At 47.1% G+C, this 14,343-nt stretch carries 4 protein-coding genes; 1 reads left to right on the top strand and 3 read right to left on the bottom strand.

The features are described 5' to 3' along the window. Window positions 1-59: 59 nt before the first annotated feature. The 3 genes from AC3CH4_RS08385 to AC3CH4_RS08375 form a co-directional block, all read right to left on the bottom strand. Window positions 60-410, bottom strand: coding sequence for a DUF2750 domain-containing protein (locus tag AC3CH4_RS08385; RefSeq protein ID WP_004733613.1), 351 nt, complete (start codon window positions 408-410; stop codon window positions 60-62). Between the two features lie 136 nt (window positions 411-546). Further along, window positions 547-1,164, bottom strand: a complete 618-nt coding sequence (locus AC3CH4_RS08380) for an OmpA family protein (protein WP_488542797.1) — start codon at window positions 1,162-1,164, stop codon at window positions 547-549. Further along, window positions 1,164-2,429 (bottom strand): TolC family outer membrane protein, encoded by a 1,266-nt coding sequence (locus tag AC3CH4_RS08375; RefSeq protein WP_032554927.1) that lies wholly within the window; start codon window positions 2,427-2,429, stop codon window positions 1,164-1,166. The genes AC3CH4_RS08380 and AC3CH4_RS08375 overlap by 1 nt, the downstream gene beginning before the upstream one ends. A 444-nt stretch (window positions 2,430-2,873) precedes the next feature. Between AC3CH4_RS08375 and AC3CH4_RS08370 the strand changes: the two genes are divergently transcribed. Next, window positions 2,874-14,291, top strand: coding sequence for an Ig-like domain-containing protein (locus AC3CH4_RS08370; RefSeq protein ID WP_488542796.1), 11,418 nt, complete (start codon window positions 2,874-2,876; stop codon window positions 14,289-14,291). Window positions 14,292-14,343 lie beyond the last annotated feature (52 nt).

Below are 14,343 nucleotides of genomic sequence, written 5' to 3'. Positions count from 1 at the left end.
TTTATTGATATTTATCAGAGGTGTATCGGTCGTACTGTTCGCACGACCGATATCGGAAATTAGATGTATAATTTCGCTAGGTCAGAAGGCTCAAGTTCTTTGCCTTCTAATGTTGCATTCCAGTTAATACCAACAAGAACGCCGTCTTCAGCTAGAGTCAGTAACCAATCTTCTACAAAGATATCTAGTGGAATTTCTAATACTTCGAAGTCAGCCCACTCTTCAACGTTGTGAGTCTGAGCATCTTCTTTTGAAGACCAAAAAGGCATCACTTCGCTGCTTTCGAATTCACTTGAGTCACATGCTAGCCAACCTTCTTCATTGCGAAGGCCCCATACCAGTTTAGTTTCTTGTGTTTCAGAAACGAAAAGTTCTAGATTTGCTTGAGTATCAGCTGTTAGTTTGCTCATGGATTAATTCTCTATGTTGATAACGACGCAAGATTAACATTATAGACGGCTTAGGTACATGCTATTCAAGGAATTATCACCATACTGAAACGTTAACTAAAGATCACGTTTCAGTATGGTAAGCGCAGGATAGAGCCTACTTTTTTATTTTGGTGAAGATGTGCCACTCTTCTTTGATGTTGCCTTTAAATCCAACAACGGAAGCGACAACTTTTCGATGTAGTGCGTGATTAACTTGGCTGTCATCACTGCTGAATTCAGAGTCGCCATGACCCACGATATTGACTCGAGATGGTTGAATACCATTACTGATAAGGGCACGTCTTACGTGGGATGCTCGCTCTTTTGACAGTTTTAAATTGTGTTTGGCATTGCCGACTTTGCTGGCATAACCTTGTAACTCAATCGATGTACCCTCGTAACGCTTCAAAAACGCAGCCATCTGGCGTATCTGCCCTAGGAAAACAGGGTTAATTTCCGTAGAGTTATTAGCAAAGAGTATGTGGAGCTCTTTCTTTTCTGACGATTCAAAATATGAACCACAACCGTCGTTATCGATCTCTGCACCAATTTGCGTATCGGGACATAGATCTCGCGCGTTAATTACGCCGTCATTATCATCATCTTCGAGATCATAAATTTGCGTGATGTCTGGAAGAGCTCGATATTCAAATTCTTCATTGCTTGTTTCAGCTAAAACGTTGGCAGAGGCAATCATGAGACAAAGCGGAAATACAGTCTTTATCAGCTTCATTAGTATTCTACCTTTTCATTCCATTCTTGAGGGGTTTCGACGCGTAATCCAGTTAACAGGTTTCCTGTTGCATTCATTACTCGGTATTTCGCGTATTGTTCGTCGTATTTGGCATCCAGATAGCCCTTGCGGGCTTCGAATAGTTCGTTCTCGGTGTTAAGCAAATCGAGAAGGGTACGTTTACCGATGCGGTATTGTTTCTCATAAGAGATAACGGTGTCTGATGCCGAGTCTACGTGATCTGACAAGAACTCTTTTTGTTGAACGGTTAAATCAAGGGCACTCCAAGAAAGGCGTAAACTTTCTTCTACGTTTCGGAACGTACTTTCACGAAGGTCTTTCGCTTTGTTTAGTTGATAAGCGGCACTTTCTGCACGGTCTTGGTCTGAACCGCCGTTGTAAAGGTTGTATCTTAAACGAACCATCGCAGAAAACTCGTCACTGCTGCCTGGAGTGCCACCGGCATCATCGCGCCAGGTTTGAGCGGCTTCAAAAGAAACCGTTGGGTAGTTGGTGCTCTTAGATTGCTTGTATTGAAATTTCGCTGAGTCTACATCGGCTTGTGCAATCTTAATTACTGGGTGCTGATTAAACGCTTTTGCTAATGCGCCATCAACCGTGTAAGGGATAGCGCCTGCATCTGCGCGAGGGAAGGTTAACCCTAACGGAGATTGACCCACAAGCCTTTTGAATTGTGTATGAGTGTCAAAAAGGTTGTTTTGCGCCGCAAGTAAATTACCGTGCGCTTTAGCAATACGTGCTTCTACCTGTGACATATCTGCCGTTGAGCCAATACCTGACTCAACACGCTTGCGAATATCGCTGTATATTTTTTTGTGGGTTGCGAGGTTGTTTTCAGAGAGTGAAAGCACTTCATAGGCTTTTACCGCATCGAGATAAACTTTGGTCACTTCTAATGCGATATCTTGAGCATTAGATATCAATTGATAACGCACTGATTCTGCATCAGCCGCGGTACGGTCAATATCATTCGATGTATTAGCCCCATCCCAGATAAGCTGAGTTAGCGTAATTGTCGCTTCTTTCCGAGTCAGATCGGTCGTGCTTGAGTTAGTTGCTAGATCGGTATGCTCGTAACCAATGCCTCCATCCAAATCTATACTTGGACGATAAGCACCACCAGAAGCATCATTAAGATATCGCTTACTGACATATTCATTATAAGCACTTTTGATTTCAGGATTACTTTCTAAAGTGAAGGCAACGGCTTGCTCTAGGGTTTGTGCTGTCGTCGGTAAGCTCATACTTATAGCTAACCCTAATGTTGTCTTTTGAAGCCTATTCAATGTGCATCTCCCTAAAATTAGCTCGCATCTAAGTCTTGAATTTGTGCTGTTATATACGAAATTTAGATGAACCGCCAAAAAAATTACGATCGCTAAGCTGGCGTTCGCAAATGGTTGTCAAAATGTTAACCGATCAGCGTGCGTTTATGGTGTTTTTAGACACGTCAATCTTACGTTTTTAAATCTACTATTTTCCGCAAACACAATAACTTATATTACTGGTGTGAGCACTAAGATTGTTATGCGATGTGATCACCGTCATTAGCTTGTCACTCAAGTTGTTAAATACTAGATTCATAACTAGGAATTATATGACTTTAAGTGTTATATTTTAACTAATATTATAAATATAATGTCACTATTTTGACGTTAATGACAAGAAATGCTTTTTTAGGGGTTTATATGGACATGACAACATTGAATTTGGGTGGTGCATTAGCACTTGGCCAGCGCATTGTTATCTCGGTAGATGGTACGATTAAAGTCTTAGAAGACGGCCAACCACTACAAGCAGGGGATGTCGTTCTTGAATCTCAGAACGGGTCCAATGAACCTCAGGTATCGGCAAAACGCTTCTCATCAGAAGAAGGCGAAATTGAGCTCGACCAAGATATTGCGAATATCTTTGCCGCATTAGAAGAAGGTCAAGACCCGACCGAGCTAGGTGAGGAATTCGCTACCGCTGCTGGTCAAAATGGTTCAAGTTTGGCTTCTAGCGGAACTATTGAACGTGATGGTGAAGAAACCATTCCTGGTACAGAGTTCGTTACTACGGGTTTCGAATCATTGGGCTTATCTCGCACTCAAAGCCTAAGCCTACTTGACGCTTATCGTTCATTGACTGAAGCAGCAACGCCTTTAAACAGCAACCCATCTTTTGTTGACTCAAACAATGCTGAAGCTAGTGACGTCGTCACCTTTACGACAGATGAAGATACACCTGTTAATGGTGTTCTAAATGCCCTTGACGAAGACAGTGATGCTTTGACGTTCTCGCTTTCTCAATCCCCAAACAATGGCTCAGTTGTTCTAAATAACGACGGTAGTTGGACGTACACACCAGATAATGACTTCAACGGCAATGATAGTTTCTCAGTCGTGGTTTCAGATGGTCAAGGTGGCACTGATACGATCACTGTGAATGTTGGCGTTACCCCAGTTAATGATGCGCCAACGCTGGTTGATGGTAATGGCGACCCACTTGGCGACAGCGTGGCGGTAACCACCGATGAAGACACACCAGTGAGCGGCTCACTGTCCGCATCAGATGACGATAACGACTCGTTAAGCTTCTCAAAAGGCAGCGATCCGTCTAATGGGTCAGTGACTGTTGATGAAAACGGCAACTGGACCTACACACCAAACGAAGATTACAACGGCAGCGACAGCTTCACGGTTATTGTCTCTGACGGCCAGGGCGGGACTGATACGCTGACAGTGAATGTGGGTGTGAATCCAGTCAACGATGCACCAATCCTGGTTGATGGTAATAGCGACCCACTCGGTGACAGTGTTGCAGTCACGACTGACGAAGATACGCCAGTTAGCGGTTCTCTTTCTGCATCAGACGACGATAACGACTCGCTAAGCTTCTCAAAAGGCAGCGATCCGTCTAATGGGTCAGTGACTGTTGATGAAAACGGCAACTGGAGCTACACACCAAACGAAGATTACAACGGCAGCGACAGCTTCACGGTTATTGTCTCTGACGGCCAGGGCGGGACTGATACACTGACAGTGAATGTGGGTGTGAATCCAGTCAACGATGCACCAATCCTGGTTGATGGTAATGGCGACCCACTCGGTGACAGTGTTGCAGTCACGACTGACGAAGATACGCCAGTTAGCGGTTCTCTTTCTGCATCAGATGGTGACAATGACTCACTAAGCTTCTCAAAAGGCAGCGATCCGTCTAATGGGTCAGTGACTGTTGATGAAAACGGCAACTGGAGCTACACACCAAACGAAGACTACAACGGCAGTGACAGCTTCACGGTCGTTGTGTCTGATGGCAAAGGCGGAACTGATACGCTGACGGTAAGTGTGGGTGTGAATCCAGTCAACGATGCACCAACGCTGGTTGATGGCAATGGCGATCCACTTGGCGACAGCGTGGCGGTAACCACCGATGAAGACACGCCAGTGAGCGGCTCACTGTCCGCATCAGACGACGATAACGACTCATTAAGCTTCTCTAAAGGCAGTGATCCATCTAATGGTTCAGTGACAGTTGATGAAAACGGCAACTGGACCTACACACCAAACGAAGACTACAACGGCAGTGACAGCTTCATGGTCATTGTCTCTGACGGCCAGGGCGGGACTGATACGCTGACAGTGAATGTGGGTGTGAATCCAGTCAACGATGCACCAATCCTGGTTGATGGTAATAGCGACCCACTCGGTGACAGTGTTGCAGTCACGACTGACGAAGATACGCCAGTTAGCGGTTCTCTTTCTGCATCAGATGGTGACAATGACTCACTAAGCTTCTCAAAAGGCAGCGATCCATCGAATGGGTCAGTGACAGTTGATGAAAACGGCAACTGGACCTACACACCAAACGAAGACTACAACGGCAGCGACAGCTTCACGGTTATCGTCTCTGACGGTCAAGGTGGTACGGATACGCTGATAGTGAATGTGGGAGTGAATCCAGTCAACGATGCTCCAACCCTAATTGATGATAATGGCGATCCACTCGGTGACAGTGTTGCAGTCACGACTGACGAAGATACGCCAGTTAGCGGTTCTCTTTCTGCATCAGATGGTGACAATGACTCACTAAGCTTCTCAAAAGGCAGCGATCCATCGAATGGTTCAGTGACAGTTGATGAAAACGGCAACTGGACCTACACACCAAACGAAGACTACAACGGCAGTGACAGCTTCACGGTCGTTGTGTCTGATGGCAAAGGCGGAACTGATACGCTGACGGTAAGTGTGGGTGTGAATCCAGTCAACGATGCCCCAGTTGCGGCGGCGAATGTTGAGACAGGCACGACCGAAGGTGGTGAAGAGATTCGTGGCACCGTGACGGCAACTGATGTGGATGGCGACACTCTGACTTACAGCGTGTCTGGTGAAACGCCAGCAGGTTTCACGTTGACAGGAAATACTTGGACGTTCAATCCAACGAATGATGCTTACGATTCACTAGCAGTCGGCGAGACGACAGACGTTGAAACGACAGTCTTAGTAGACGATGGCAACGGTGGTACCGACATCCAAAAGATCACCATCACAGTGACGGGCACCAACGACTTGCCAACGGCAAACGTTGATACGGACGTTGTGAATGAAAACAACAGCGTGACAGTGGATGTGCTGGCGAACGATACCGACTTAGATGACGGTGCGACACTGACACTTGATACCGTGGCGTCAGACAAAGGCACGGTGAGCATCGTTGATGGCAAGTTGGTCTTTACGGCCACGGCGGCAGACTTCGATCACCTAGCCAATGGCGTGGAAGAAGAAGTGGTCGTGACGTACACCATGAGTGACGAAACGGGCACGCCAATCACCTCGACGGCCACCATCACAGTGACGGGCACCAACGACTTGCCAACGGCAAACGTTGATACGGACGTTGTGAATGAAAACAACAGCGTGACAGTGGATGTGCTGGCGAACGATACCGACTTAGATGACGGTGCGACACTGACACTTGATACCGTGGCGTCAGACAAAGGCACGGTGAGCATCGTTGATGGCAAGTTGGTCTTTACGGCCACGGCGGCAGACTTCGATCACCTAGCCAATGGCGTGGAAGAAGAAGTGGTCGTGACGTACACCATGAGTGACGAAACGGGCACGCCAATCACCTCGACGGCCACCATCACAGTGACGGGCACCAACGACTTGCCAACGGCAAACGTTGATACGGACGTTGTGAATGAAAACAACAGCGTGACAGTGGATGTGCTGGCGAACGATACCGACTTAGATGACGGTGCGACACTGACACTTGATACCGTGGCGTCAGACAAAGGCACGGTGAGCATCGTTGATGGCAAGTTGGTCTTTACGGCCACGGCGGCAGACTTCGATCACCTAGCCAATGGCGTGGAAGAAGAAGTGGTCGTGACATACACCATGAGTGACGAAACGGGCACGCCAATCACCTCGACGGCCACCATCACAGTGACGGGCACCAACGACTTGCCAACGGCAAACGTTGATACGGACGTTGTGAATGAAAACAACAGCGTGACAGTGGATGTGCTGGCGAACGATACCGACTTAGATGACGGTGCGACACTGACACTTGATACCGTGGCGTCAGACAAAGGCACGGTGAGCATCGTTGATGGCAAGTTGGTCTTTACGGCCACGGCGGCAGACTTCGATCACCTAGCCAATGGCGTGGAAGAAGAAGTGGTCGTGACGTACACCATGAGTGACGAAACGGGCACGCCAATCACCTCGACGGCCACCATCACAGTGACGGGCACCAACGACTTGCCAACGGCAAACGTTGATACGGACGTTGTGAATGAAAACAACAGCGTGACAGTGGATGTGCTGGCGAACGATACCGACTTAGATGACGGTGCGACACTGACACTTGATACCGTGGCGTCAGACAAAGGCACGGTGAGCATCGTTGATGGCAAGTTGGTCTTTACGGCCACGGCGGCAGACTTCGATCACCTAGCCAATGGCGTGGAAGAAGAAGTGGTCGTGACGTACACCATGAGTGACGAAACGGGCACGCCAATCACCTCGACGGCCACCATCACAGTGACGGGCACCAACGACTTGCCAACGGCAAACGTTGATACGGACGTTGTGAATGAAAACAACAGCGTGACAGTGGATGTGCTGGCGAACGATACCGACTTAGATGACGGTGCGACACTGACACTTGATACCGTGGCGTCAGACAAAGGCACGGTGAGCATCGTTGATGGCAAGTTGGTCTTTACGGCCACGGCGGCAGACTTCGATCACCTAGCCAATGGCGTGGAAGAAGAAGTGGTCGTGACGTACACCATGAGTGACGAAACGGGCACGCCAATCACCTCGACGGCCACCATCACAGTGACGGGCACCAACGACTTGCCAACGGCAAACGTTGATACGGACGTTGTGAATGAAAACAACAGCGTGACAGTGGATGTGCTGGCGAACGATACCGACTTAGATGACGGTGCGACACTGACACTTGATACCGTGGCGTCAGACAAAGGCACGGTGAGCATCGTTGATGGCAAGTTGGTCTTTACGGCCACGGCGGCAGACTTCGATCACCTAGCCAATGGCGTGGAAGAAGAAGTGGTCGTGACGTACACCATGAGTGACGAAACGGGCACGCCAATCACCTCGACGGCCACCATCACAGTGACGGGCACCAACGACTTGCCAACGGCAAACGTTGATACGGACGTTGTGAATGAAAACAACAGCGTGACAGTGGATGTGCTGGCGAACGATACCGACTTAGATGACGGTGCGACACTGACACTTGATACCGTGGCGTCAGACAAAGGCACGGTGAGCATCGTTGATGGCAAGTTGGTCTTTACGGCCACGGCGGCAGACTTCGATCACCTAGCCAATGGCGTGGAAGAAGAAGTGGTCGTGACGTACACCATGAGTGACGAAACGGGCACGCCAATCACCTCGACGGCCACCATCACAGTGACGGGCACCAACGACTTGCCAACGGCAAACGTTGATACGGACGTTGTGAATGAAAACAACAGCGTGACAGTGGATGTGCTGGCGAACGATACCGACTTAGATGACGGTGCGACACTGACACTTGATACCGTGGCGTCAGACAAAGGCACGGTGAGCATCGTTGATGGCAAGTTGGTCTTTACGGCCACGGCGGCAGACTTCGATCACCTAGCCAATGGCGTGGAAGAAGAAGTGGTCGTGACGTACACCATGAGTGACGAAACGGGCACGCCAATCACCTCGACGGCCACCATCACAGTGACGGGCACCAACGACTTGCCAACGGCAAACGTTGATACGGACGTTGTGAATGAAAACAACAGCGTGACAGTGGATGTGCTGGCGAACGATACCGACTTAGATGACGGTGCGACACTGACACTTGATACCGTGGCGTCAGACAAAGGCACGGTGAGCATCGTTGATGGCAAGTTGGTCTTTACGGCCACGGCGGCAGACTTCGATCACCTAGCCAATGGCGTGGAAGAAGAAGTGGTCGTGACGTACACCATGAGTGACGAAACGGGCACGCCAATCACCTCGACGGCCACCATCACAGTGACGGGCACCAACGACTTGCCAACGGCAAACGTTGATACGGACGTTGTGAATGAAAACAACAGCGTGACAGTGGATGTGCTGGCGAACGATACCGACTTAGATGACGGTGCGACACTGACACTTGATACCGTGGCGTCAGACAAAGGCACGGTGAGCATCGTTGATGGCAAGTTGGTCTTTACGGCCACGGCGGCAGACTTCGATCACCTAGCCAATGGCGTGGAAGAAGAAGTGGTCGTGACGTACACCATGAGTGACGAAACGGGCACGCCAATCACCTCGACGGCCACCATCACAGTGACGGGCACCAACGACTTGCCAACGGCAAACGTTGATACGGACGTTGTGAATGAAAACAACAGCGTGACAGTGGATGTGCTGGCGAACGATACCGACTTAGATGACGGTGCGACACTGACACTTGATACCGTGGCGTCAGACAAAGGCACGGTGAGCATCGTTGATGGCAAGTTGGTCTTTACGGCCACGGCGGCAGACTTCGATCACCTAGCCAATGGCGTGGAAGAAGAAGTGGTCGTGACGTACACCATGAGTGACGAAACGGGCACGCCAATCACCTCGACGGCCACCATCACAGTGACGGGCACCAACGACTTGCCAACGGCAAACGTTGATACGGACGTTGTGAATGAAAACAACAGCGTGACAGTGGATGTGCTGGCGAACGATACCGACTTAGATGACGGTGCGACACTGACACTTGATACCGTGGCGTCAGACAAAGGCACGGTGAGCATCGTTGATGGCAAGTTGGTCTTTACGGCCACGGCGGCAGACTTCGATCACCTAGCCAATGGCGTGGAAGAAGAAGTGGTCGTGACGTACACCATGAGTGACGAAACGGGCACGCCAATCACCTCGACGGCCACCATCACAGTGACGGGCACCAACGACTTGCCAACGGCCCTTGATTTTTCGGTAACCCTAGACAACCAAGACGAAGCGTTCTTCACATTTGATGGTGGCCAATCGGGCAGTCAAGATAACGTAGGCGATGTAGAAGATGATGCTTCCGGAGCGTCAGTTGATGTGAAGATTCTTGAAGAGCCTCTATTCGGTAACCTTTACGACGTTAGTGGTGGCGGCAAAGTACTGATTGAAGCTGGAGATATAATCAGTAGTGATGCTCAAGTCGAATATGAACAAGATCCCAACGCGGTAGATAAACTTGATTTCGTAGCTAGTACTTTCGCAAACCAAGTTAATAATGGATCCAGCAGCGTAAGTTATCTACAAGGGAGCGTAATCATAAGTTCTGGTATTTACGACGGTAGCTCCCCAACCGACGCTAATGTAGTCGATACAAACTCTTATTTGGTTTACGACAGTCAAAACCAAGAGGATGGCTTTGGTGTCTCAACTAATGCGAATTCAACTAGCGGAGAGTTGGATGTAGTTAACGGTGGCAATCAGGAATATATCTCTGTTGATTATTCTCAATCTGGTGCAACCATTACAGAAGCCAATATTGATTTTGGTAGTGTATTCGGAAATTATAATGCCGGAAATACTGCTGGAGGTCGTATTAATGTCCTCGCGCTTGATTCAGACGGTAATGTAGTTGGTACTTTCTATTTTGATAGTGACGAAACTGGCGATCATGCTCTTTCTATCGACAATAATGGTAATGCTACTGTTAATGTCTCTGTTCCTGATGGATTTACTGAGTTGCGAGTTTTCACTACGCAAGACGGTTCAGATGACCCCGATAAGAACTCAAATATTACATTGAAAGGAGTCGATGTAGTCAGTGCGGAACTTACTGAAGAAATAGATTATAAATCGGTAGACTCAGGAGGTCTGCTGAGTGACGAAACTGCTCAGTTAACAATTACAGATAATTCGGCGGGACAATCTCCCGTTGCACAAGACGATACAGTATCTATGTTCGGTGGCCTATCTGGTTACTATTACGGCTCTAATGATAGTATTAACGGTAATATAGACTCTGTTCAAGACGCATTAAATGTCATATCAAGCCAAGATGCAGATCTTACGTTTGAAGCTAGAGACATTAATTACACCCTGAATGGAAATACTAATGGCTTAAGTTCACAGGCTCAATTTGAAGACTTCTTGAACAGTGATGCTTCATCGTTAGAAGGTTCTGTTGCTGATCACACAGATGGTGTCATTAAGATGAGCGGCTCTATTTATCTAGAGCAAGGGGACTTTGCATTTAAAGTTACAGCAGATGATGGTTATACCATTCTGATTGATGGTGTTGCGGTGGCAACGGTCGACCAAAATCAATCTTCTACAACAACCCTTCATGATTCATTTACTATCGATAGTTCGGGTTACCACTCAATTGAAGTCGTTTATTGGGACCAAGGTGGTGCTGCTAATCTAGATATTAATTTGGGTACTGTAGATGGTAATGGTAATTACAACAATGGTGAGCACGATTTAAACGACTTCCCATTGATTGGCGATGTTCTATCTGTACGAGAGGGTGAATCTTTGACTGTAGACTCGTCACTTCTTGTTGCTAATGATTATGATCCAAATACAGGTGATAGTTTTACTATTGTCGCCGATGGGTTTAGTTCGGCTGATGGAACTGTGTCATATGATCAGAACAGTGGTGAAATAACCTTCACGCCAAACAGTAATGTAACGGGTAGTGCGTCATTTACGTATACAATCGTTGATAGCTCTGGTCTTACTGATACGGCAGTTGTTACTACATCAGTTACTCCAATTAGTAATGGGCTAGTTGTTTCTGCAGACTTAGCTGCGTTGAGTTCTGGAGTCTCAGATGATGTCTTAAGCTTTGTATCTCAAGTGCAAAGTACAGGCCAGGCTAGTTATAATAATAGTTTGTATGGCGATGGAGCCAACATTGTTACTGATGGAACACAGGTGGCTGGTACTAACTTAGGCGATCTTATCGAATATGGATCTGGAACCCATTATTTAGCAAACGGTGGTGAAGGTAACGATATATTACTGGGTGGATCGTCCGTTAACGACATAATTGATGGTGGTGCCGGAGACGATATTTTGGTAGGTAGTGCCCTTGATGGTGGTTCGATAGAGCTTCGAGGCGACTCGATATCTGACAGTGGAGACGATATTTTAGTATCTCAGAACTCTGACCGTACAACGGCCTATCGTGGTTTAGATGGAACAGACGTAGCGTATTTGCCTGCCTCTTCTTCCGAACTTGAATATGTTTCTGGTAATGGTCAACCTTGGGACTTCCGCTTAATAAAAGACGTAGATGGTGATCCAGATAACAATATCTTGGCGAATCATGATTTTTATGGCCTTGAAACGTTATATCTACAGGATGGTAAGTTTGATGTGTCAGACGGTCAATTGACTAAGGTTTCTGAGGTATTTGAGTTAAGCATCGATATCGACTTATATGATAACGACGGTAGCGAGCAAGTAACTTCACTCGTGATTAGCGACGTACCAAGTGATGTAGTTTTATCTATAGGTACTAAGCAAGCAGATGGTACTTGGGTTATTGAGCCTAGTGAACTTGATAGCGAAGGTAAGCTGACTGTGATTGTTGAAGCGCCTGTAAATACTACACCAGTACTAACGGTTACCGCCGGCGCTCAAGAAGTTGATGATCAAGGTCATGCATTAGATTCAGAAATGTACGCAGATACTCAAACCGGAACGATCTTTACGGCAAGTGAAAGCACGAATGGCGATAATACAATTATTGGTTTTGATGGTGATGATGTATTGCTAGGTGATACTGGTGGTGTAGTTGATAACTCTGTTGCACCAACCAACTACAATATTGCTTTAGTAGTCGATACTTCAGGCAGTATGAGAGACGCACTCAATAACAACAGTAGCCAATCTAAGTTAGCCGTGGTTAAAGCTTCACTCATTGCTATGTTGGCAGATATTGCGTCTCATCCCGGTATTATTAATTTGGCGTTAATTGGTTTCGAGGCGAGCGCGAGTATAGAAATAGACTTGCATAACTTAGAAGAGTCAGACTTAGAGCAGACAGTTAACTCAGCGATCAATGATTTGACTGCGGATGGCGCAACTAACTACGAGGCTGCTTTTGATTCAGCTAAAGATTGGTTTGCTGATGATGATCAACCGTCGAGTTATGAAAACTTAACGTTCTTCTTAACTGATGGGAAACCAACTGTGTCGAACAGTTCAAACAACAGCGGCTCTACCACCCAGTTTGATGAGTTTGCTGACTCTGTTACTGCTTTCGATGAGCTAGCGGATGTATCAAAAGTTAGAACGATAGGTATCGGAGATGGTATTGATTCTGAAATATTAGAACACTTCGTTAGTGATAATGGTTCTTCGTACACGTATTCATCAACTACAACGCAACTTGCAAACTTTAGCTCTAGTACAGGTGAATCTTGGAGCCTTGAGAACTTTGCGGTTTCCGGTGGCACAGCAGTACTGACTAGCTCAAGCATCTTGCTAACCGATACGGGTGACATTAATAGCTCAGCTTCAATGACCAGCCCTGAGTTTGTTGTTGCTAGCGGCGAAGCGTCAGTACTGACATTCGACGCATCACAGGGTAGCTATTTCGGTGGCGGCGATACGTTTGGGTGGAGTGTTCAGAAATTTGATGAACAAGCTCAAGCATGGGTAAGTGTCTCATCTGGAAGTAGTACTGGCTCGATTGAAACAGATCTACTTCATGAAGGTAAGTACCAGTTAGTACTCTCTGTTTATGAAGATCAAAGCGGTTACACGGCAGACGTATACTTAGACAACTTTGCAATCAAGACAGTAACAAGTACGACAGGCGACGTTGAAATCGTTCAGTCAAGTCAAGGCTTAGATGCTGCACTTGAGGAAGGTAGCAACGAAATCACGCTACTGCCTGTAGGTAGTGATGATCTAAGCGGCGGTGCCGGTAACGATATTTTGTTTGGTGATGTTATCAATACTGATAACTTGCCATGGGATGATAATGGCCTTGTTCGTCCAGATGCGTTAGCTGATGGTTCGGGTATGGAAGCTCTAACAACGTTCTTACAGATGTTGAATGGTGCAGAACCTACAGACATGGAAATCTACGAATATGTTAAAGATAACCATGAGTTGTTTAACGCAGACAGTGATACGCGTGGTGGCGATGATACCATTACCGGTGGATTAGGTGATGACATTCTCTATGGTCAAGGTGGTGAAGATACGCTTATCGGTGGATTAGGTGACGATATCTTAGTTGGAGGTGACGGCGATGACCTGTTCCAATGGGTTGATGAACCGTTCCAAGGTGATGTTGATACGATTACTGATTTCGCTTTAGGTGAAGACCACCTAGATATTTCACAATTATTGCCAACGGAAAATTCAATGTCTGATCTTCTTGAGCATATCACTATTGAGAAAGTCGATAACGGGGGCGGTGATAAGGATTTGGTTATTACTATTTCTGAAGATGCGAATAGTGGAGGTCAAACACAAACGATTGTACTTGATAATACGGGGAATCAGTTTGACTCTGTGAATGCTCAAGGTGATGGCAGCGTGATAAGCAGTGATTTGAGCAACTTGGTTAATCAACTCTTTGTGAACTTACCAGACCAATAACAAAAAAGGGCCGAAAGGCCCTTTTTTAATACGTCTGTTTTGCTATAAAAGC

This window comes from Vibrio sp. QJM3NY_26 (assembly GCF_057786005.1).
This window is presented reverse-complemented; position numbering and strand designations above follow the sequence as displayed.